Here is a 21,546-nt window from a genome sequence, read left to right on the forward strand (position 1 = left end):
CCACCATGGACGTTCCGACGACGCCGCCCGGTCCGCGCGCCCCGGTGCCCGTCACCGGGGGGCCCGCCGCCGGGCGTGCGTCCGGGGCGGACCCCTCGTCCGGCGCCGGTCCGTCGTCCGGTGCCACCCCCGACCGCACGGGCACGACGACGAACGGCCCCACCACCACCGCCCCCTCCGCCGAGGATGCCGCGCCGGTGCGGACGGGCCCCCGCGCGGGCCGCGAGCTGAGCAGGGCGATCCCCGTCGGGATCGGCCTCATCACGCTGCTCGCGCTTTCGCTCGTCTTCCGGCCGGAGCCGTTCGTCGCGCTGGTGGCGCTCGTCGCCGTCGTCGGCACGTTCGAGCTCGCGGCCGCGGCTGCCCAGCGGCACATCGACATCGCCCGGGGCCCCGTCGCGGCGAGCGGTGTCGTCATGGTGGCCGCCACGTGGTTCGCGGGCGAGCGCGGGTTGCTCGCCGCCTACGCCGGCGCGGTCGCACTCGTCGTCACCGTCGCCGTCCTCGCGCGCCGCGGCACGAACGGCGTCCGGGACGCCGCGGCCGACGTCTTCGTCCTCACCTACGTCCCTTTCCTCGTCTCGTTCGCCGTCCTCCTCGTGCGGATGGACGACGGCGTCCTGCTCGTCCTCACCGTGGCGCTGCTCGCGGCGGCCAACGACACGGGCGGCTACGTGGCCGGGATCCTGTTCGGCAAGCACCCGGTCGCGCCCACGATCTCGCCGAAGAAGTCGTGGGAGGGCGTCGTCGGCTCGGTCCTCGCGTGCGCGCTCGTCTCCTACCTGCTCGTCACCGTGCTCCTCGGGGAAGAGCTGTGGCTGGCCCTCGGCCTCGGGCTCGTCGCGGTCGGCACCGCCACGATCGGAGACCTGGCGGAGTCCCTCCTCAAGCGCGACCTCGGCGTCAAGGACATGTCGAACCTCCTGCCCGGGCACGGGGGCCTGCTCGACCGCATCGACTCGATCATCCTCACGCTCCCCCTCGTCTACCTCACACTCGGCCCGCTCGCCCGGGCCGCGGGCTGACCTGCGGGCCGGTCGGTGAGACACTGAGCCCGCCATGACCTCCGAGAACTCGCCCCGCACGCCCGCCCCGCGCGCCGCATCGACCGGCGCCGCGTCCGACGGCGCGCGCTCGACCGCGCCCACGCGGACGACGTCCACCGCCACCGCGACGGCCACCGCCGATCCTGCGCGCGCCACAGCCGCACCCGCCGCCGGCCGCCAGGTCCGGCCGGCCCTCGAGGGCGCGGCCCCCGGTGAGCGCCTCCAGCTGACCTTCACGGCGAAGCGTCGCGGGAAGCCGCCGCGGCACCTCGCGGACCTCGCGGTCGACGAGCGGGCCGGCGTCGCCAAGGAGCTCGGTCTGCCGGGGTTCCGGGTCGACCAGCTCTCGCGGCACTACTTCGGGCACCTGACCAACGACCCGGCCGACATGACGGACCTGCCGGTCGCGACCCGTGACTCTCTCGCGGAGACCCTCCTCCCGCCACTGGTGAGCCGCGTGCGGGACATGCAGGCCGACGGCGGCGCCACCGTGAAGTCGCTGTGGAAGCTCTACGACGGCGCGATGGTCGAGTCCGTCCTCATGCGCTACACGTCGCGCACCACGCTGTGCGTGTCCTCGCAGGCAGGCTGCGGGATGGCCTGCCCGTTCTGCGCCACCGGCCAGCAGGGGCTGACCCGCAACCTGTCGACCGCCGAGATCGTCGAGCAGGTCCGCCTGGCCGCGGCCGCCTGCAGGGACGGCGAGCTCTCCGGCGGGCCGACCCGCCTGAGCAACGTCGTCTTCATGGGCATGGGCGAGCCGATGGCCAACTACAAGGCGGTCATCGGCGCCGTGCGCCGCATGGTCGACCCGGCCCCCGCCGGCCTGGGGATGTCGGCCCGCAACATCACGGTCTCGACCGTTGGCCTCGTCCCCGCGATCGACAAGCTCGCGGCGACCGGCATCCCGGTCACGCTCGCGGTCTCCCTGCACGCGCCGGACGACGAGCTGCGCGACGAGCTCATCCCCATCAACTCGCGCTGGAAGGTCGGCGAGCTCCTCGACGCCGCCCGCCGCTACTTCGAGGCCACGGGCCGCCGCGTGTCCATCGAGTACGCGCTCATCAAGGACATGAACGACCACGCCTGGCGCGGCCGGCTCCTCGCCGAGGAGCTCAACAAGCGGGGCAAGGGCTGGGTGCACGTCAACCCCATCCCGCTCAACCCCACCCCGGGATCGATCTGGACGGCGTCCGAGCGGGACGTCGAGGCCGCGTTCGTCGCCGAGCTGCGCGACGCCGGGATCCCCACGACGGTGCGCGACACGCGCGGATCGGACATCGACGGCGCCTGCGGCCAGCTCGCGGCCGAGGTCATCGACCAGCCCACGAAGGGACGGCAGTGATGAGGGGTTTCGCGAGGGTCGGGCGCCGCGAGGACGGCTATGACACCGACCAGGTGGACGAGTTCTTCACCCGCGCCCGGGACGTCGACGGCGGCATCGACGAGACCGCGGTGCGGCAGGCCGCGTTCGACCTCGTGCCCGGCGGCTACGACCCCGAGCAGGTCGACCTCGCGCTCGACCGCCTCGAGGAGAGCCACACGCGCCGCCGCCGGCAGCGCACGGTCGCCGAGGGCGGCGACGACGGGTGGCGCACCCACGTCGAGGGCCTCGCCGGGACGCTCCGGCCGCGCCTCGAGCGCCCCGAGCGGGAGCGGTTCGTCCGCCCCGGCTCCACCGGCTACTCCGCGAGCGCGGTCGACGCCTTCCTCGCCCGCGTCGAGGAGTACCTCCGGGTGGGCGACGGCCTGACGGCCGAGGACGTCCGCGCCGTGACCTTCCCGCCCGCGCAGGGGCGCAAGGCCTACGACGAGTCCGTCGTCGACGTGTACCTCGACCGCGTGGTCGAGGTCGTCCTCGCCCGCGCATGACCACCGAGGTCGTCCTCCTGGGCTCGACCGGCTCGATCGGCACGCAGGCCCTCGACGTCGTCGGGCGGGCGAACGCCGACGAGCCCGGCCGCTTCGTCGTCCGCGCGCTCGCCGCGTCGGGCTCGAGGCCCGAGCTCCTCGCCGAGCAGGTCGCCGCGCACCGCCCAGGCGTCGTCGGCGTCGCGGACGAGACCAACCTCGCGGACGTGCGTGAGGCCCTCGCCTCCGCGCTCGGCGCGGGCGCAGCGCTGCCCGAGATCGTCGCCGGCACGGACGCCTCGACCGAGCTCGCGGGCATGCTCGGCGGTCCCGGTCGCACGGCCGACGACGACGAACCGCAGTCTCGACGGCGACGAACCGCAGTCTCGACGGCGACGAACCGCAATCTCGACGAATCGCCGGAGCAGTCCGGCCCTGGTGACGCGTACTGGGAGCCTCCCTCCGCCGTCGTGCTCAACGGCATCACCGGCTCGGTCGGTCTGCGCCCCACGCTCGCCGCCCTCGCCTCGGGCGCGACCCTGGCGCTCGCCAACAAGGAGTCCCTCGTCGCCGGCGGCGCGCTGGTCGCGCAGGCGCTCACGCGGCCCGGCCAGATCATCCCCGTCGACTCCGAGCACTCGGCGATGGCGCAGGCGCTCGGGGGAGTGCGCCACGAGAAGGGCCTGACCTCGCCGGTCGTCACCGGAGTGAGCGACGTGCGCCGGCTCGTCCTCACCGCGTCCGGCGGCCCGTTCCGCGGGCGCACGCGCGACCAGCTCGCCGACGTCACGGTCGAGCAGGCACTCGCGCACCCGACCTGGGCGATGGGCCCGGTCGTCACCATCAACTCCTCGACCCTGATGAACAAGGCGCTCGAGCTCGCCGAGGCGTCGCTCCTGTTCGACGTGGCGCCCGACGACATCACGGTCGTCGTCCACCCGCAGTCGATCGTCCACTCGATGATCGAGAGCGTCGACGGCTCCACGCTCGCCCAGGCCTCCCCGCCCGACATGCGCCTGCCGATCGCGCTCGGCCTGTCCTGGCCGCGCCGCCTGCCGGGCGTCGCGACGCCGTGCGCGTGGGACGCCGCGACCTCGTGGACGTTCGAGCCCCTCGACGACGCGACGTTCCCCGCCGTCTCCCTCGTCCGGTCCGCCCTCACCGCCTCGGCCACGCACCCCGCGGTCGTCAACGCCGCCAACGAGGAGGCCGTGGCCGGGTTCATCGCCGGGCGGCTGCCCTACCTGGGGATCCTCGACGTCGTCGAGCGCGTCCTCGCCGAGCACGACGGCGTCGCGCAGCCGGTGCTCGCCGACGTCGAGGCCGCCGAGAGCTCGGCCCGCGCCCGCGCGCGCGAGCTCGTCGCGGCCGCGTGAGCTTCCTCCTCGGCGTCCTCGTCCTCGCGGTCGGGCTCGTCGCCTCGATCGGCCTGCACGAGCTCGGGCACCTCGTCCCGGCCAAGCGGTTCGGCGTCCTCGTCCCGCGCTACTTCGTCGGCTTCGGCCCCACCCTGTGGTCGACGCGCCGCGGCGAGACCGAGTACGGCCTCAAGGCGATCCCGCTCGGCGGGTTCGTCACGCTCGCCGGCATGTTCGCCCCCGCCCGCCCCGGGCGCCGCACGCACCGCAAGGACGGCCGGCCCACGCTCGCGCAGGAGGCCCGCGAGATCTCCGCCGAGGAGGTCCCCGAGGGCCAGGAGCACCGCGCGTTCCACCGACTGCCGGTCGGGAAGAAGATCGTCGTCATGATGGGCGGCCCGCTCGTCAACCTCGTCCTGTCGGTCATCCTCCTCGCGATCGTCGTGTGCGGGATCGGGATCTCCGCGCCCACCACCACCCTCGACTCGGTCCAGGAGTGCGTCGCCACGTCGGCGGGCACGGGGGATGGCGGCACGGACGAGAGCCCGACGACGCCCGCCCCGGGCGATGCCGACTGCCTCGCGGGACCGGGCGCCGCGGCCGGCCTGCAGCCCGGCGACGAGATCGTCAGCTGGGGCGGCGTGGAAGTCGAGGAGTGGACCGAGGTGCAGGAGACGATCGCGAGCGGCGGGGCCGTCCCCACCGACGTCGTCGTCGAGCGCGACGGCGCCGAGGTCGCGCTCACGGTGACGCCCGAGGTCGTCGAGCGCCCCGTCGAGGGCGGCGGGACCGCGCCCACGCCGTACGTCGGCATCGGGCCGGCGTTCGCGCAGGACCGGCTCTCCGTCACCGAGGTTCCCGGGATGGCGTGGGAGCAGCTGACGGGCACCGCGGAGATCATCGTGCGGCTCCCGGTCGCCCTCGTCGACGTCGCCAAGGCCACCTTCGGCCTCCAGGAGCGGGACCCCGGCGTCGTCGGGCTCGTGGGCGTGGGTCGGTTCGCCGGCGAGATCGCCTCGGTCGAGGCGCCGGAGTACACGGGCGTCCAGCGGTTCGCCGACCTGCTCTCGCTGCTCGGCGCGCTCAACATGACCCTCTTCGTCTTCAACCTCGTCCCGCTGCTGCCGCTCGACGGCGGGCACGTGGCCGGCGCCCTGTGGGAGGGGCTGCGGCGGTTCGTCGCGCGGCTGCGCGGCCGCCCCGACCCGGGCCCGGCGGACACCGCCAGGCTGCTCCCGCTCACCTACGTGGTCGTCGCCCTCATGATCGGCATGACGGTGCTGCTCGTCGTCGCGGACATCGTCGTGCCGGTCTCGCTCACGGGTTAGCGGCCTCCCCGAGGACCGGCGCCGCCTCGCCGTCCGGCAGCGTGTCGGCACCCGGCGTCGCCCCGTCGTCCGGCAGCGTGTCGGCACCCTGCGCCGCCCCGCCGTCGGGCAGCGTGTCGGCACCCCGCGCCACCCCGCCGTCGGGTTCGGTCCCGCCACCGGGCAGTGCCTCGGCGCCGTCCGCCGCCCGAGCCTCGGCCAGCGCCGCGAGCCGGTCGAGCCGCTCGTCCCAGCCGCGGCCGATGCTCTCGAGCGCGGTCGCGAGCTGCGTGAGCCGAGCGCCGAGCGCCCGGTAGCGCAGGTGCCGCCCCTCGCGCGCGGCCTCGACGAGCCCGAACTGCGCGAGCGTCTCGAGGTGGTGGGCGATCGCCTGCCTGCTCACCGGCAGCGTGCGGGCCAGCTCCGAGGCCGACGACGGCGCACGTCCGACCGCGCGGAGGACCTCCCACCGCGTCTCGTCCGCCAGCGCAGCGAACAGGGGAGCGGGCGAGTCGGGGTCGCCGGGGGATCGGGGGCCGCCGGGGGAGTCCGCGGTCACCGCCGGCCCGCCGGACGCGGCGCTCGCCGATTGCCCCGAGGCTCCGCCCGGTGTCTGGCGCGTTGCGCCGGCCGTCACGCCCGCGCCTCGACGTGGGCGACGAACGAGTCCAGCACCTGGATCCATCCGCCGACGTTGTCGTCCATCGCCGCTCGGCGCTCGGCGGTCGGCAGGTGCCGGAACCCGGACTCGAGCACGGTGACGAGGGTGCGGCCCTGTCCGTCGTCGTCGAGGGTGAACTGCACGAGGGAGGCGGTCTCGCCGGGCTCCTCCTCGCCGAGCTGGCCCCAGACGAGGTCGAATCGGGTCGGCACGTCGAACCGGGCGACCCGGATCGGCATGAGGCCGTGGTCGCGCCACTCGAGCGTCCCGGTGGCGCCCTCGCGCATCCCGCCGGGCACGTCGGCGGGCATGCCCCACCACTGCCCGATCGCCTCGGGGTCCGTGAGGGCCTCCCAGGTCTCCTGCTTCGGGGCGCGCACGAGCACGGTGCGGGTGATGGTGCCGGCGTCGAGGTCGGCGACGGGCGTGGTGTCGAGCGGCGTGCGGTCCATGGCGGGCTCCTCGAGTCGACGGACACGTTGTGCAAGTAGCTGGTTGCAGGTCGAGCATAGAGCCCGCGGCCGCCAGGTGCAGGCGGTCGTTTGCATGTGCCGTTCGTCGTCGTGCGCCGTGGATCGTGTCGCCGGTCTCGCACGCGGGACGTGTCTGGACGGCGGTGCGATACTGGGCGGGTGAGCGTCCCCATCAATCTCGGCATCCCGACCGTCAAGCAGCCGCCGCCCGTGCTGGCGCCGCGGCGCAAGACCCGCCGCATCATGGTGGGCGACGTCCCTGTCGGCGACGGGGCCCCGGTCTCGGTCCAGTCGATGACGACGACGAAGACCCACGACATCGGCGCCACGCTCCAGCAGATCGCCGAGCTCGTGGCCACCGGCTGCGACATCGTGCGGGTCGCGTGCCCCACGGACAAGGACGCCGAGGCCCTCAAGGTCATCGCGGCGAAGTCGACGATCCCGGTCATCGCGGACATCCACTTCCAGCCGAAGTACGTCTACGCGGCGATCGAGGCCGGCTGCGGCGCCGTGCGCGTCAACCCCGGCAACATCCGCAAGTTCGACGACCAGGTCAAGGAGATCGCCCAGGCGGCCAAGGACCACGGCACGTCGATCCGGATCGGCGTCAACGCCGGCTCACTCGACCCGCGCCTGCTGAAGAAGTACGGCTCGGCCACGCCGGAGGCCCTCGCCGAGTCGGCGATCTGGGAGGCGTCGCTGTTCGAGGAGCACGACTTCCACGACTTCAAGATCTCGGTCAAGCACAACGACCCGGTCGTCATGGTCCGCGCCTACGAGCTGCTCTCCGAGGCCGGCGACTGGCCGCTGCACCTCGGCGTCACCGAGGCCGGCCCCGCCTTCCAGGGCACGATCAAGTCGTCCGTGGCGTTCGGCGCGCTGCTCTCGCAGGGCATCGGCGACACGATCCGCGTCTCGCTGTCCGCCCCGCCGGCCGAGGAGGTCAAGGTCGGCAACCAGATCCTCGAGTCGCTCAACCTGCGGCCGCGGACGCTGGAGATCGTCTCGTGCCCGTCGTGCGGGCGCGCGCAGGTCGACGTCTACACCCTGGCCGAGGAGGTCACCGAGGGGCTCAAGGACCTCACCGTCCCGCTCCGGGTGGCCGTCATGGGCTGCGTCGTCAACGGCCCGGGCGAGGCACGCGAGGCCGACCTCGGGGTGGCGTCCGGCAACGGCAAGGGCCAGATCTTCGTCAAGGGCGAGGTCATCCGGACCGTGCCGGAGGACCAGATCGTCGACACCCTCATCCAGGAGGCGAACCGCATCGCGGCCGAGATGGGGCTCGAGGACGAGGCCGGTGCGGCACCGGCCGTCACCGTCCACTGACCGCGGATGCGGCTGTTCCGGGCCTCCGCGCGGCGTGACGCGGCGGCCGCGGTCTCCGTCCTCGGCCACGAGCGTGCGGCCGATGCCGGGCAGCTGTGCGCGCACTACCCGCTGACCTCGACGCTCGCCGCCGTCCAGGTGGTGGGGGGCCGGTTCGACACCTCGACGCCCGGCTCCCGCATGCTCGGCATCGACGGCGAGCAGGGGCTCGAGGCCCTCACCTGGGTCGGCGCGAACATCGTGCCGGTCGGGACCACCGCCGAGCAGCGGCCCGCGATCGCGCAGACGATCGCCGACCACGGCCGTGCCTCGAGCTCCGTGCTCGGCGACGCGGAGCAGGTCCTCTCGCTGTGGTCCTTCCTCGAGCAGCGCTGGGGGCGGCCGCGCGAGATCCGCGGGAACCAGCCGCTGCTCGTCATGGACTCGCCCGCGACGGTCGAGCCGGACCCGCAGGTGCGGCGCGGGACCGTGGCCGAGGCGCCGATCGTGGCACCGGCGTCGGTGGCGATGTTCATCGAGGAGGTCGGCTACGACCCCACCCGCTACGGCAACGGCTACGTCCGGCGCGTGCGCTCGCTCCTCTCGCTGGGGCGGACGTGGATCCGCACCGAGCCGCACCCCGAGACCGGGCAGGAGCGCGTCGTCTTCAAGGCCGACGTCGGGGCGCTCGCCCTCGGCGTGGCCCAGGTGCAGGGCGTGTGGGTGGCGCCCGACCGGCGCGGCCAGGGGCTCGGGTCGCGGGGCATGGCCGCCGTCGTGCGCGACGTGCTCGCCGACGTCGCGCCCACCGTCTCCCTCTACGTCAACGACTACAACACGGCCGGCCTGGCCACCTACCGCCGCCTCGGCATGCGCCAGGAGGGCACCTACGCCACCGTCGTCCTCTGACGGCGGCCCTCACCCGCACTCTCGACGAGTGAGCGGCTTTTCCGCCCGACGAGTGAGCAGACGCGCGCCCGGTCAGCCCCTGCGACGCGCGACGATCAGTCCGTCCCATCCCTTGACGCCCACGGTCTGCAGCGCGGTCGCCTCGAGCTCGGGGTGCCGGGAGATCGCCGCCACCAGGTCGCGCACCCCGCGGACGCGCGGATCCGTGCTGTCGGGGTCGGCGACGGCGCCGTCCCGCACCACGTTGTCGACGACGACGACGGACCCGCGTCGCGTCAGCCGCATCGCCTCGGCGAGGTAGAGCGGGTTGCTCGGCTTGTCCGCGTCGATGAACACGAGGTCGAACGGCTCGACCTGGTCCGCGACGAGCTGCTCGAGCGAGTCGGCCGCCGGCCCCTCGAGCACGTCGACGCGATCGGCGACGCCGGCCCGTTCGAGGTTCTCCCGCGCGACGGCCGCGTTGGCCGGCTCGAGCTCGAGCGTGACGACCCGGCCGGCCAGGCCCACCGCGCGGGCGAACCAGATCGTCGAGTAGCCGGCGAGCGTGCCGATCTCGAGGACGCGCAGCGCGCCCGTCATCGAGGCGAGCAGCCCGAGGAAGGCGCCCTGGTTGGGGGCGACCTCGGCGTTCGGCATCGTCGTCGTCGCACCCGACTCGCGCGCCTGGACGAGCGCGTCGTCCTCGATCGCGAGGGCCTGCTCGAAGTACTCGTCCACCTCGCGCCACGCGGCGGTGGAGGCGTAGCGGTGCGGCGGGGGTGCGTCGGAGGCGGACGCGTCGGTCACGGTGTCGTCGGAGTCGGTGGCGTCGGAGTCGGTGGCGTCGGACGTGGGGCCGGAGCTGCTCGGCGTCGCGGTCATGACCGTGACGCTACCGGTGCGCCCGAGCCTCACGCCCGCCGTCGAACGGGCTTGCCGACGACGGCTCCCAACCGCACTCTCGACGAGTGTGCGGCCTCCGACGAACGCTCCCAACCGCACTCTCGACGAGTGAGCGGCCTCCGACGACGGCTCCCAACCGCAATCTCGACGAGCGAGCGACGTCCGACGACTGCCCTCACCCGCACTCTCGACGATCGGGTGGGTGAGCGCGCCGCCTCGCGCGTCAGGCCATCCGGCGACGGATCCCGTAGAGCGCCCCGCCCGCGAGCGCGAGCACGGCCGCCACGGCGATCGTGCCGCCGACAGTGGCCCCGGTGTCCGGCAGCGACCCGCCGCCCCCGCCGTGGCGCCCGCCGCCGCGGCCGTCGTTCCCGGCAATCGGACCCGCGACCTGGGTGGGGCCGGGCTCGTCGTCGTCGGAGGGGGTCTCGGACGCACCGTCCGTCGGGGCCTCGGACGGGCTCTCCGACGGACCGTCCGTCGGCGTCTCGCCGGGGCCGTCGGTCGGGGTCTCGGTGGGCGACCCGGTCGGGTCCTCCGTTGGCTCCTCGGTCGGCTCGGGCGCCGGCTCGACCGTCACCGTCCGCTCGACGCTCGAGCTGTTCCCGGAGCGGTCGGTCGCCGTGTAGGTGAGCGTGTACTCGCCGGGCGTCGTCGTGTCGATGACGCCGCTGACCTCGGGCTCGATCGCGACCGTGTCGCAGTTGTCGGTCACCTGGACGCCGGTCAGCGCGTCCCACGGGTCGCCGGCGGTCACGGTGAGCGCGGGCGCGCCGATCGCGGGGGCGGTCTCGTCGCCGCTGAGGGTGACCTCGTCGACCACGCTGTTGTCCGGGAAGGAGGCGCCCGTCGACACGTTGGTCGCGGCCTCCGCGCGGTGCGTCGTCACCGTGATCGCGCACTCGTCGATGCTCAGGTGGCTGTAGTTCGCCACGTTCTCCGAGTTCTCGACCTCGCCCCACTCGGCGGGCTCGGGCAGCTCGTCGTTGCGCCCGTAGAACTTCGAGCCCGACGCCGTCGTGCCGGTGACGTAGAGGACGTCCCCCTCGCCCGGGGCGAGGAAGTCGGGACCGACGGTCGGGTCACCGTCCGGCTCGCCGACCGGCACGCCCCGGTTCATCAGCGGCGTGCGCGTGTAGTAGTGGTCGTGGCCGGACAGGACGAGGTCGACCCCGAGCTCGGACATTCCCTGGGAGAGCGCCGTGCGGCGGCCGTCGATGATGCCGAAGTCCTCGGCGTCGATGTCCGTGGCGTGCGTGGCGACGGAGTAGATCGAGTGGTGGAACGTGACGACGACCCACTGCGACGGGTTCTGCTCGATCGCCGCCCGCGCGTAGTCGACGAGCGAGCCGTGGATGAGGTTGTTGCTGTTGAGGTGGATGAACAGCGTCCCGTTGTACGTGTAGTGGTAGTTGAAGCCGCTGCCAGGCCGTCCGCCGTTCCGCGGGAGGTTGAAGTGGTTCCCGTAGGTGAGGAAGTGCGCGACGTCGTGGTTGCCGAGCGTGGTGGCCAGCGGGAACTGCGTGAGCTGGACGGGCTCGTGGAAGGCGTCGTACTCGGCGTCGTCGGCGATGACGCGGTCCACCTGGTCGCCGCCGGAGAGCAGGAACTCGGCCTCCGGGTACGTGGCCCACGCCTGGTCGAGCGTGTCGATCCACTGGAGGCGCTCGGCCTCGAGGTCGGTCGTGCCGATCTGGGGGTCGGCGACGTAGACGAGGTCGACGCTGTCCCCGGACGCGGGCCCCGTGGTGAACGTGTACAGCTCGGACCAGCCGTCCTCGGTGCCGACCTGGTACGTGTAGCCGGTCGAGGGGGCGAGCCCGTCGACGGTGGCGTGGTGGTAGGTGTAGCCGGGCTTGTTGACCGCGAGCCCGCCGGTGGACTGCTCGATCGTCCGCGCTCCCGCCGGGAACTCGGTCTCGTCCATCTCGGCCGTCGGTGCGATGACGATCGACTGGGGGGAGAGGTCGAGGCCGCGGGAGTGCCACGAGAAGTTGCGCTGGGTCTCGCTCTCACCGACCAGCATCGTCACGTTCTCGACGGCGTCGGGCGTCGGCTCGGCGGCGCCCGCCGCGAGGGCCGGGCCGAGGGACAGTGCGGCGGCGAGGCCGGCAGCGGCGGCGAGGTGACGACGGCGCGGGGTCATGAGGTTCCTCCGGGGGCGCAGGACGATCACCCGGGGGCCCGGAACGATCACCGGAACGCTGTCAGGCGGAGGCGAACGGGACGTGACGGATCGCCGACGTCCCGGTGAACCGCGCCCTGACTCTCCCAGCCCGTGTCACCCGACCCGCGGCTACCCGCGCGTCACTGCCGGGCCGAGCCCCCGATGCCCGACCGCGCGCGTGCCGTGCCTACCCCCGCGCGAGCCCCGCGAGGATCTCCTCGGCCTCGGCGACGATCCTCGGCACGAGCTCCCCGCAGGTCGGCACGTCGTGGATGAGCCCCATCGACTGCCCGGCGGTCCACACCCCGGCCTCGGGGTCGCCGGACTCGAGCGCCCCGCGCCCGCGGGCCCCGGACACGAGGTGGGCGACGTCCTCGAACGATCCGCCGCCGGCGAGGATCTCCGCCGCCTCGCGGGCCACGGAGTTGTCCGCGATCCGCGAGGTGTTGCGCAGCTCGCGCAGCACGAGGCGCGTGCCGGTCTCGGTCCCGTCGACGATCGCCTGCTTGATCCCGTCGTGCACGCGGGACTCGGCGGTCGCGACGAACCGCGTCCCCATCGACACCCCGACCGCACCGAGCGCGCGGGCGGCGGCGAGCCCCCGCCCGTCGGCGATGCCCCCGCAGGCGAGGACCGGCACGTCGAGGGCGGCGACGGCGGAGGGCACGAGCACGAGCCCGCCGACGTCGTCCTCCCCGGGGTGGCCGGCGCACTCGAAGCCGTCGATCGTGATGACGTCGGCGCCGAACCGCTGCGCGGACAGCGCGTGCCGGACGGACGTGCACTTGTGGATGAGCGTGATCCCCGCGGCCTTGAAGGCGGCCGCGGCCTCGCCCGGGTTCGCGCCCGCGGTCTCGACGATGCGCACGCCCGACTCGATGATCACCTTGACGTACTCCGCGTACGGCGGCGGCGTCATCGCCGGCAGGAACGTGAGGTTGACGCCGAACGGCTTGTCCGTCAGCTCGCGCGTGCGGGCGATCTCGGCGCGCAGGTCCTCCGGGGTCGGCTGCGTGAGGGCCCCGAGGACGCCGAGGCCGCCGGCGTTCGACACGGCGGCGGTGAGCTCGGCGACCGAGACCCACTGCATCCCGCCCTGGACGACCGGGTGCTCGATGCCGAGGAGGTCGGTGATCGCTGTACGCATGGGGGACATCGTGCCCGACCGCGACCGCCTAACCTGTCCACCATGCTCTCCACGATGTCCTCCCTCTTCCTGCGCACGCTGCGCGAGGACCCCGCCGACGCCGAGATCGCGTCCCACAGGCTGCTCGTCCGCGCCGGCTACATCCGCCGTGCCGCCCCGGGCATCTACACGTGGCTGCCGGTCGGCCTGCGCGTCCTCGCGAAGGTCGAGGCGGTCGTGCGCGAGGAGATGCTGGCGATCGGCGCCCAGGAGGTGCACTTCCCGGCTCTGCTTCCCAAGGAGCCCTACGAGGCCTCGGGCCGCTGGACCGAGTACGGGGACAATCTCTTCCGCCTCAAGGACCGCCGCGAGAACGACTACCTGCTCGCGCCGACCCACGAGGAGATGTTCACCCTCCTGGTCAAGGACCTCGTCTCGTCCTACAAGGACCTGCCGCTGCAGCTCTTCCAGGTCCAGACGAAGTACCGCGACGAGGCCCGCCCGCGTGCCGGCATCGTCCGCGGGCGCGAGTTCGTCATGAAGGACGCCTACTCCTTCGACCTCGACGACGACGCGCAGGTCGCCAGCTACGACCTCTACCGGGCGGCCTACCTGAGGATCTTCGAGCGGCTCGGCCTCGAGGTCGTCGTCGTCGCCGCGGACGCCGGGGCCATGGGCGGCTCGCGCTCGGAGGAGTTCCTCCACCCGACGCCGGTCGGCGAGGACACGTTCGTCCGCTCGCCCGGCGGGTACGCGGCCAACGTCGAGGCGGTGACGACGCCGGTCCCCGAGCTGCCTCAGCATGCCGAGGAGCCGCCCGCGCCGGTCACGGTCGACACCCCGGGCGCCGACACGATCGAGACCCTCGTCGCCGCGCTCGACGCCGAGGTGCCGCACGCGGAGGGCCGCGGCTGGGCGGCGTCGGACACCCTGAAGAACCTCGTCCTGGCCCTCACGCACCCCGACGGCGAGCGGGAGATCGTCGTCGTCGGCCTGCCCGGGGACCGGGCCATGGACCCGGCCCGCGCGGAGGTGGCGTTCGCGCCGGCCGAGGTGGAGACGGCGACCGAGGCCGACCTCAAGGCACACCCCGAGCTCGTCCGCGGCTACATCGGGCCGCGCTCGGAGCACGCGCGCGGCGACGAGACGGCCGTGCGCTACCTGCTCGACCCGCGGGTCGTCGACGGCTCGGTGTGGGCGACGGGCGCCGACGTCGACGGGCGCCACGTCGTCGGGCTCGTGGCCGGCCGGGACTTCGTCTCCGACGGGACCGTCGAGATCGCCGAGGTCCGCGCCGGTGACCCCGCACCCGACGGGACCGGGCCGCTCGAGCTCGCCCGCGGGATGGAGATGGGGCACATCTTCGCGCTCGGCCGGAAGTACGCGGACGCGCTCGGGCTGACCGTGCTCGACCAGAACGGCAAGGCCGTCACGCCGACGATGGGCAGCTACGGCATCGGTGTCACGCGCGCGCTCGCGGCCATCGCCGAGTCGACGAGCGACGAGCAGGGACTCGCCTGGCCCGTGCACGTCGCACCGTTCCACGTCCACGTCCTCGCCACGGGCAAGGGCGAGGAGATCTTCGAGGCCGCCCGCGACCTGGCGGACCGGCTCGACGCGGCCGGCGCCGAGGTGCTCTACGACGACCGGCCGAAGGTCTCGGCGGGGGTGAAGTTCGCCGATGCCGAGCTCATCGGGGTGCCGTACGCGCTCGTCGTCGGCCGGGGGCTTGCGAACGGCGTGGTCGAGGTTCGGGACCGCGCGACCGGCGAGCGGGTCGAGCTGGCGCCCGAGGCCGCCGCCGACGAGCTGCTCGCCCGCCTCCGTGCGGCCGGCGTCGTCGCCTGAGGCGCGCTGCCGCGCCTGACCGAGGCGCGGCTCACCCGTCGATCAGGTGGCGGACTCGCTCGCCGACTCCGCGCCCGCCGAGCCCGGCAGGCCGGGGAGCGCGCCCGGGTCGACCCCGGCGGCCTGCAGTCGCACCGCAGCGTCGGCGGCGGCGTCGACGAGTGCCCCGCGCTGCTCGGCCGGCGCGGTGCCGGCGAGGAAGATCCACTGGTCGAGCAGGTCCGCCTCGGTGACGGCACGGAAGGCGTCGGCGTCGCCGTCGGGCCAGGGGTAGGCGGGCTCGCGGGTGTCCTGCGCACCGGCCTCGATCGCGGTGTCGACGAGCACCTGCAGCTGGTCGGCTCGCTCGGGCGCCGACTCGGCCATCCCGCGCGCCGCGAGGATCTCCTCGAGGTAGCGGGCCTGGTCGAGGACAAGAACGGTGGGTCCGTCGGCGACGGCGGCGACCACCTCGGGCGTCATCGGCGTCACCTCGACGGGGGTCCCGCCGTCGGAGTGCTGCTCGAGCTCGAGCGCGGCGAGGATGCGGCCGGTGGCGGTCGCGGCGAGCACGGACGCGAGGTCGCGCTCGGCGGCGGGCACGTCGGCCAAGATGGCGATCGTCGAGTCCGCCGATGCGCTGAGGAGCCCGCGGAGCTCGGTGACGTCGGCCACCACCGGTGCCTCCGGCAGCGGCGCGTTCGTCTGCCCCTCGGGCGGCCCGTCCGGCCACGCCACCCACACGCCGCCGAGCGCCTCGACCTGGGCGTCGAGGTCGGCCGCCACGCCCTCGACGGCCTCGGCCACGGCCGGGTCCGTCGAGGGGTCGGCCGCGAGCGTCCGCGCGGCCTCGGCGAGGCCGGCGGTCTCGACGGCCACGTCCTGGCGCCACTGCTGCGTCGCCGTGGCGGCGGGCGGCGGCTCCGGGTCGGAGTCGATGCGGATGCTGCAGCCGGCGAGCGCGACCCCGGCCACGGCGATCGCCGCGAGCGCTCGTACGGAGCGGCGGCGGGGGAGGCGGCGGTGGCCGACGGTCGAGGTGGTCATCGCGACGCATCATGTCAGGTGGCCGGCGCGCCGGGCGGCTTTCAGGGGGCGTGCCGGTCTCCGTCGAGCGGCCCGCGCCACCCGCGAACGACGCACGGCCCGCGCCACCCACTCGCGCCTCACCGCCCGCACCCACCACCAGCCGCGAGCGACGTACCGCCCGCACCAACCACCAGCCGCGAGCGACGCGCTGCCCGCACCAACCACCAGCCGCGAGCGACGCGCCGTCCGCACCCGCCACGACCCGCGCGTGTGCTCCACGACGCCTCCACCCGGCTCGTGGCCGCGCGGCCCGGGCGGTAGTCTGGGGGACTGCCCCGGGGAGCCAACCGGGACGACGAGGAGGATCGCGTGACCACCCCATCGAGCAGCACACCGTCCGACCGGGTCCGCGCCGCGGCCTCGGGCGCCGTCGAGCAGGCGGGTCTCGTCGTCGAGGACGTCGAGGTCGCCGGCACCGGCACCCGGAAGGTCGTCCGACTCACCGTCGACCTCCCCGACGGGCCCGGGGGAGTGACCTCCGACCAGATCGGTGACGTCTCCCGCGCCGTGTCGGCCGCCATGGACGAGCACGACGCCGTCGACGGCACCTACACCCTCGAGGTCTCCACGCCCGGGACCGACCGCCCCCTGACCGAGCCGCGGCACTTCCGCCGCGCCGTCGGGCGGCTGCTCGACCTCACGACCGCCGACGGGCGCCGCACCGCGCGCCTCACCGGCGTCGAGGGCGACACCCTGCAGCTCACCGACGAGCAGGGGACTCACGAGGTCCCGCTCGCCGACGTCACCCGCGCCCGCGTCGAGGTCGAGCTCACGCGGCCCTGACCGCGAGCCGACCCCGCCCGCGAGCCGACCTGCCCGAAGGAAGAGGACACCATGGACATCGACATGCAGGCCCTGCGCATGGTCGAGGCCGACCGGGGCATCCCGCTCGACACCCTCGTCGCCGCGATCGAGGAGGCGCTGCTCGGTGCCTACGAGCGCACGCCCGGCGCGGTGAGCCCGGCCCGGATCGACCTCGACCGCCGCACGGGCACCGTCACGGTGCTCGCGACCGAGACGGACGAGGAGGGCAACGCGATGGGCGAGTTCGACGACACGCCGTCGGGCTTCGGCCGCATCGCCACCGCCACCGCTCGCTCGGTCATCGTCCAGCGCCTGCGGGACGCGGAGGACGACCAGGTGATGGGGTCCTACCGGGACAAGGCGGGCGGCCTGCTCTCGGGCATCGTCCAGCAGGGCCGCGACCCGCGGAAGGTGCTCGTCCAGCTGCCCGACAAGGTCGAGGCCGAGCTGCCGCAGCACGAGCAGGTGCCGACGGAGTCCTACAAGCACAACGACCGCCTGCGCGCCTACGTCGTCGACGTCTCGCGCGGGGCGCGTGGCCCGCAGATCACGCTCTCGCGCACGCACCCCGAGCTCGTGCGTCAGCTCTTCGCGCTCGAGGTCCCCGAGGTCGCGGACGGGTCGGTCGTCATCGAGTCGATCGCGCGCGAGGCCGGGCACCGCACGAAGCTCGCCGTCCGCTCCACCGTGCCCGGGCTCAACGCCAAGGGAGCCTGCATCGGCCCGATGGGCGCGCGCGTGCGGGCCGTGATGAGCGAGCTGCACGGCGAGAAGATCGACATCGTCGACTACTCCGAGGACCCGGCCACGTTCGTCGGGTTCGCGCTCTCGCCGGCCAAGGTCGCGAGCGTGACGGTGGTCGATCCGGACGCGCGCGCCGCCCGCGTCGTGGTGCCGGACTACCAGCTCTCCCTCGCGATCGGCAAGGAGGGCCAGAACGCCCGCCTCGCCGCGCGCCTGACGGGCTGGCGCATCGACATCCGCTCCGACGCCGCCCCCGCCGAGCCCACGACCAGCGCCGGCGAGCCGAGCGCAACGGACCCCGCCACCGGCCCCGCCGGCGCGTCCTCTGCCGCCGCTCCTACCAGCCCGGACGCCGGCGGCACGTCCGCCGTGCCGGACGACGGCACGCAGGCCGGGTGAGGGGCGCCACGAGGTTCGCCCCGGAGCCGAGCGGCGGAAAGGGTACGATGGTCGACGGCGTCGGCACCCCTGCCCCCGACGGGGCCGGACCGAACGGCCCGATGCGCACCTGCATCGGCTGCCGGGCCGTCGCCGGCCGGTCGCACCTCGTGCGGATCGTGCTCGCCCCTCCCGCCCGTGCGGTGGTGGACGAGTCGGCATCCGCACCCGGCAGGGGGGCGTGGCTCCATCCGGAGCCTGCCTGCCTGGACCAGGCGGTTCGCCGCCGTGCGTTCGCGCGGGCCCTGCGTGCAGCGGGGCCGGTGGACACCGGTGACGTGACGCGCTGGTTCGCGGCCGCGACGATCGACGACACACCGTCGTCGAGGTCAGATCGAGATGAAAGCGGGTTGGAAGCCGATGGGCACCCGATGAGTACCCAGCGATGAGCTGCCAGCAATAACCACGGTCCGCCCTGTCCCGGGACGGTCCGAGACAGGAGAGATGTGGCCAAGGTCCGCGTTCACGAGCTCGCGAAGGAGCTCGGCGTCGACAGCAAGACGGTCATGGCGACGCTGCGAGAGCAGGGAGAGTTCGTCAAGTCCGCCTCCTCCACTGTGGAGGCCCCAGTCATCAGGCGTCTGAAGGAGCACTACGACGCCAACCCGCCGGCGACCAAGAAGAAGGCGCCGGCAGCCTCGAAGTCCCCGGCCCGCTCGGGCGGCTCGTCGTCGGGCAAGGCCCCGACGCCGGGCCCGCGCCCGGCCGCGCCCGCCGAGCAGCCGGCCACGAGCGACGCCCCGGCGTCGTGGTCGGAGCAGGCTCCGACCCCCGGGGCGACCCCGGCCGCGCCGGCGACCGAGGCGACCCCGGCGGCTCCCGCCGCCGCGGCGACCCCGGCCCCGACGCCCGCCCCTGCGCCGCCGGCGCCGACCGCCCCCGCGGGTGACGCCCCGGCGTCGTCCGACCAGGGCTCCGCCGCCTCCGAGGCTCCCGCCGCCACGCCGACCCCGGCATCAGCGGCACCGACCCCGGCGGCACCCACGCCCGCGGCCCCGACCCCGAAGGCGGCAGCGCCCACCCCGAGGTCGGCCGCGCCGACCCCGGCGAGCGCACGTCCCGGCCAGGGCTCGCGCGGCGACTCGGGTCGCGGCGACTCCGGCCGTGGCGGTCGTGACCAGGGCCGCTCCGGCGGTCGTGAGTCGACCCCGCGTCCGGGCAACAACCCGTTCGCGTCGTCGCAGGGCATGCCCCGGTCGGGCGGCTCCGGCGGCTCGGGCGGTCCGCGCCCCGGTGCGCCGCGTCCGGGCAACAACCCGTTCGCGTCGTCGCAGGGAATGCCCCGCCCGGGCGGCTCCGGCGGTCCTCGCCCGGGTGCCACGCCCGGCCCGCGGCCCGGCGGCGGCCCGCGCCCGAACCCGAACATGATGCCCGGCCAGTCGAGCGTCGGCCGTCCGGGGGCGAACCAGCGTCCCGGCGGTCGCGGTCGTCCCGGCGGCGGCGGTCGACCGGGCGGCGGCCCGGGTGGTCCCGGTGGCTCCGGCGGCGGTCCCGGCGGCGGTGCGTTCCGCGGTCGTGGCGGTCGTGGGGCGACCCAGGGTGCGTTCGGTCGCTCCGGCGGCCGTCCCGTGCGCGGACGGAAGTCGAAGCGCGCGAAGCGCCAGGAGTTCGAGCAGCAGAGCGCGCCGTCGCTCGGCGGCGTCCAGGTCCCGCGCGGCGACGGCTCGACCGTCGTCCGCATCCGGGCCGGCGCCTCGCTGTCCGACTTCGCCGACAAGATCGACGTCAACCCGGCGTCGCTCGTCACCGTCCTGTTCCACCTGGGCGAGATGGCCACGGCGACCCAGTCGCTCGACGAGGACACGTTCAAGGTCCTCGGCGAGGAGCTCGGGTACGTCATCGAGATCGTGTCGCCGGAGGACGAGGACCGCGAGCTGCTCGAGCAGTTCGATATCGACCTCGATGCCGAGCTCGAGGCCGAGACCGACGAGGAGCTGTTCCCCCGTCCGCCGGTCGTCACCGTCATGGGTCACGTCGACCACGGAAAGACCAAGCTGCTCGACGCGGTGCGGTCCACGGACGTGGTCGCCGGCGAGCACGGCGGCATCACGCAGCACATCGGTGCGTACCAGGTCTCCGTCGAGCACGAGGACGTGGAGCGCGCGCTGACGTTCATCGACACCCCGGGTCACGAGGCCTTCACGGCCATGCGTGCCCGTGGTGCCGACGTCACGGACATCGCGATCCTCGTGGTGGCCGCGGACGACGGCGTCATGCCGCAGACGATCGAGGCGCTCAACCACGCGCAGGCGGCCAGCGTGCCGATCGTGGTGGCGGTCAACAAGATCGACGTCGAGGGGGCGAACCCCGCGAAGATCCGGCAGCAGCTCACCGAGTACAACCTGGTGGCGGAGGAGTACGGCGGCGACACGATGTTCGTCGACGTCTCGGCCAAGAACCGCACCGGCATCGACGACCTGCTCGAGGCGGTCCTGCTCACCGCGGACGCCGCCCTCGAGCTGACGGCGAACCCGGACAAGGACGCGCGCGGCGTGGCCATCGAGGCCAACCTCGACAAGGGGCGCGGCTCGGTCGCGACCGTGCTCGTCCAGTCGGGCACGCTCAAGGTCGGCGACTCGATCGTCGCGGGTACGGCCCACGGCCGCGTCCGCGCGATGCAGGACGAGCACGGCGCGAACGTCAAGGAGGCCGGCCCCTCGCGGCCGGTCCAGGTCCTCGGCCTGGCCTCCGTGCCGCGGGCCGGTGACACGTTCATCGTCGCGCCCGACGACCGCACCGCCCGGCAGATCGCCGACAAGCGTGAGGCCGCCGAGCGCGCCGCGACCCTGGCGAAGCGCCGCAAGCGCATCTCGCTGGAGGACTTCACCAAGGCGCTCGAGGAGGGGAAGGTCGACCACCTCAACCTCATCCTCAAGGGCGACGTGTCCGGTGCCGTCGAGGCGCTCGAGGACTCGCTGCTCAAGATCGACGTCGGCGACGAGGTCGCGCTGCGCATCATCCACCGCGGCGTCGGTGCGATCACGCAGAACGACGTCAACCTCGCGACCGTCGACAACGCGGTCATCGTCGGCTTCAACGTGCGTCCCGCCGAGCGGGTCACGGAGCTGGCCGACCGCGAGGGCGTCGAGATGAAGTTCTACTCGGTCATCTACGACGCGATCGAGGACGTCGAGAGCGCGCTCAAGGGCATGCTCAAGCCGGAGTACGAGGAGGTGGAGCTCGGTACCGCCGAGATCCGCCAGGTGTTCCGCTCCTCGAAGTTCGGCAACATCGCCGGTTCGATCGTCCGGTCGGGCCTCATCCGTCGCAACGCCTCCGCGCGGCTCGTCCGCGACGGCGTCGTGGTGGCGGGCGACCTCAAGATCGACTCGCTGCGCCGGGAGAAGGACGACGTCACCGAGGTCCGCGAGGGCTTCGAGTGCGGTATCAACCTCGGCTACCGCGACATCGAGGAGGGCGACGTCATCGAGACGTTCGAGATGCGGGAGAAGCCCCGCGCCTGATCGTGTCCGACGATCCTTCCGCCGCGGGGGGGGGGGGGGGGGGAAAGGGGGGGGGGGGGGGGAAAGGGTGGGAGAAAAAAAACAAGAAAAAGGAA

18 protein-coding genes are annotated in these 21,546 nt (G+C 74.0%); 12 read left to right on the forward strand and 6 right to left on the reverse strand.

The features are described from left to right. The first annotated feature begins 5 nt into the window (after nt 1–5). Genes ACPYO6_RS00700 through ACPYO6_RS00720 form a run of 5 tightly spaced genes read left to right on the forward strand, consistent with a single transcriptional unit; the run spans nt 6 to nt 5,583 of the window. Nucleotides 6–1,025, forward strand: a complete 1,020-nt coding sequence (locus ACPYO6_RS00700) for a phosphatidate cytidylyltransferase (RefSeq protein WP_425712961.1) — start codon at nt 6–8, stop codon at nt 1,023–1,025. A 34-nt stretch (nt 1,026–1,059) separates the two neighbouring features. Beyond that, nucleotides 1,060–2,391 carry a 23S rRNA (adenine(2503)-C(2))-methyltransferase RlmN gene (rlmN, locus tag ACPYO6_RS00705; RefSeq protein ID WP_425712962.1) on the forward strand — a complete coding sequence of 444 codons (1,332 nt, stop codon included), beginning with the start codon at nt 1,060–1,062 and terminating at the stop codon, nt 2,389–2,391. Next, the gene (locus ACPYO6_RS00710) at nt 2,391–2,918 is read left to right on the forward strand and encodes a DivIVA domain-containing protein (protein ID WP_425712963.1); all 528 of its coding nucleotides are present in this window, start codon (nt 2,391–2,393) and stop codon (nt 2,916–2,918) included. Before rlmN ends, ACPYO6_RS00710 begins: the two co-directional genes overlap by 1 nt. Continuing rightward, complete coding sequence (locus ACPYO6_RS00715; RefSeq protein WP_425712964.1) at nt 2,915–4,273, forward strand: 1-deoxy-D-xylulose-5-phosphate reductoisomerase; 1,359 nt, start codon at nt 2,915–2,917, stop codon at nt 4,271–4,273. The genes ACPYO6_RS00710 and ACPYO6_RS00715 overlap by 4 nt, the downstream gene beginning before the upstream one ends. Further along, nucleotides 4,270–5,583, forward strand: a complete 1,314-nt coding sequence (locus ACPYO6_RS00720; protein ID WP_425712965.1) for a M50 family metallopeptidase — start codon at nt 4,270–4,272, stop codon at nt 5,581–5,583. The genes ACPYO6_RS00715 and ACPYO6_RS00720 overlap by 4 nt, the downstream gene beginning before the upstream one ends. Here ACPYO6_RS00720 and ACPYO6_RS00725 read toward each other — a convergent pair. Both ACPYO6_RS00725 and ACPYO6_RS00730 read right to left on the reverse strand, forming a co-directional pair. Beyond that, nucleotides 5,573–6,199, reverse strand: a complete 627-nt coding sequence (locus tag ACPYO6_RS00725) for an ArsR/SmtB family transcription factor (protein ID WP_425712966.1) — start codon at nt 6,197–6,199, stop codon at nt 5,573–5,575. The two genes, ACPYO6_RS00720 and ACPYO6_RS00725, sit on opposite strands and share 11 nt — an antisense overlap. Further along, the gene (locus ACPYO6_RS00730; RefSeq protein ID WP_425712967.1) at nt 6,196–6,675 is read right to left on the reverse strand and encodes an SRPBCC domain-containing protein; all 480 of its coding nucleotides are present in this window, start codon (nt 6,673–6,675) and stop codon (nt 6,196–6,198) included. Before ACPYO6_RS00730 ends, ACPYO6_RS00725 begins: the two co-directional genes overlap by 4 nt. A gap of 180 nt (nt 6,676–6,855) precedes the next feature. Between ACPYO6_RS00730 and ispG the strand changes: the two genes are divergently transcribed. Both ispG and ACPYO6_RS00740 read left to right on the forward strand, forming a co-directional pair. After that, nucleotides 6,856–8,022 carry a flavodoxin-dependent (E)-4-hydroxy-3-methylbut-2-enyl-diphosphate synthase gene (ispG, locus tag ACPYO6_RS00735; protein WP_425712968.1) on the forward strand — a complete coding sequence of 389 codons (1,167 nt, stop codon included), beginning with the start codon at nt 6,856–6,858 and terminating at the stop codon, nt 8,020–8,022. A gap of 6 nt (nt 8,023–8,028) precedes the next feature. Next, on the forward strand, nt 8,029–8,910 hold the full coding sequence (locus ACPYO6_RS00740) for a GNAT family N-acetyltransferase (protein WP_425712969.1): 882 nt from the start codon (nt 8,029–8,031) through the stop codon (nt 8,908–8,910). 72 nt (nt 8,911–8,982) lie between these two features. On the opposite strand, the gene ACPYO6_RS00745 is transcribed toward ACPYO6_RS00740, so the two are convergent. The 3 genes from ACPYO6_RS00745 to ACPYO6_RS00755 form a co-directional block, all read right to left on the reverse strand. Continuing rightward, nucleotides 8,983–9,771: an O-methyltransferase gene (locus ACPYO6_RS00745; protein ID WP_425712970.1), complete on the reverse strand. Its 789-nt coding sequence runs from the start codon at nt 9,769–9,771 to the stop codon at nt 8,983–8,985. A gap of 244 nt (nt 9,772–10,015) precedes the next feature. Then, nucleotides 10,016–11,938, reverse strand: coding sequence for a fibronectin type III domain-containing protein (locus tag ACPYO6_RS00750; RefSeq protein WP_425712971.1), 1,923 nt, complete (start codon nt 11,936–11,938; stop codon nt 10,016–10,018). 208 nt (nt 11,939–12,146) lie between these two features. After that, on the reverse strand, nt 12,147–13,106 hold the full coding sequence (locus ACPYO6_RS00755; RefSeq protein WP_425712972.1) for an NAD(P)H-dependent flavin oxidoreductase: 960 nt from the start codon (nt 13,104–13,106) through the stop codon (nt 12,147–12,149). A gap of 42 nt (nt 13,107–13,148) precedes the next feature. Between ACPYO6_RS00755 and ACPYO6_RS00760 the strand changes: the two genes are divergently transcribed. Then, complete coding sequence (locus ACPYO6_RS00760) at nt 13,149–14,933, forward strand: proline--tRNA ligase (RefSeq protein WP_425712973.1); 1,785 nt, start codon at nt 13,149–13,151, stop codon at nt 14,931–14,933. A 42-nt stretch (nt 14,934–14,975) separates the two neighbouring features. Here ACPYO6_RS00760 and ACPYO6_RS00765 read toward each other — a convergent pair whose 3' ends face one another. After that, nucleotides 14,976–15,959 (reverse strand): hypothetical protein, encoded by a 984-nt coding sequence (locus tag ACPYO6_RS00765; protein ID WP_425712974.1) that lies wholly within the window; start codon nt 15,957–15,959, stop codon nt 14,976–14,978. A 351-nt stretch (nt 15,960–16,310) separates the two neighbouring features. Here ACPYO6_RS00765 and rimP point away from each other — a divergent pair, with 351 nt between their 5' ends. From rimP to infB, 4 genes are read left to right on the forward strand one after another with little or no spacing between them, the layout of a single operon-like run. Next, entirely contained in the window at nt 16,311–16,784 is a 474-nt protein-coding gene (gene rimP, locus ACPYO6_RS00770; protein WP_425712975.1) for a ribosome maturation factor RimP, read from the forward strand. 51 nt (nt 16,785–16,835) lie between these two features. Next, nucleotides 16,836–17,948: a transcription termination factor NusA gene (nusA, locus tag ACPYO6_RS00775; protein WP_425712976.1), complete on the forward strand. Its 1,113-nt coding sequence runs from the start codon at nt 16,836–16,838 to the stop codon at nt 17,946–17,948. A gap of 47 nt (nt 17,949–17,995) precedes the next feature. Continuing rightward, on the forward strand, nt 17,996–18,376 hold the full coding sequence (locus ACPYO6_RS00780; RefSeq protein ID WP_425712977.1) for a YlxR family protein: 381 nt from the start codon (nt 17,996–17,998) through the stop codon (nt 18,374–18,376). Nucleotides 18,377–18,433: 57 nt separating this feature from the next. Further along, nucleotides 18,434–21,451 carry a translation initiation factor IF-2 gene (gene infB / locus ACPYO6_RS00785; RefSeq protein WP_425712978.1) on the forward strand — a complete coding sequence of 1,006 codons (3,018 nt, stop codon included), beginning with the start codon at nt 18,434–18,436 and terminating at the stop codon, nt 21,449–21,451. Nucleotides 21,452–21,546 lie beyond the last annotated feature (95 nt).

The sequence above is a fragment of the Georgenia sp. Z1344 genome (assembly GCF_049856295.1).
In the GTDB taxonomy this organism is placed as follows: domain Bacteria; phylum Actinomycetota; class Actinomycetes; order Actinomycetales; family Actinomycetaceae; genus JB111.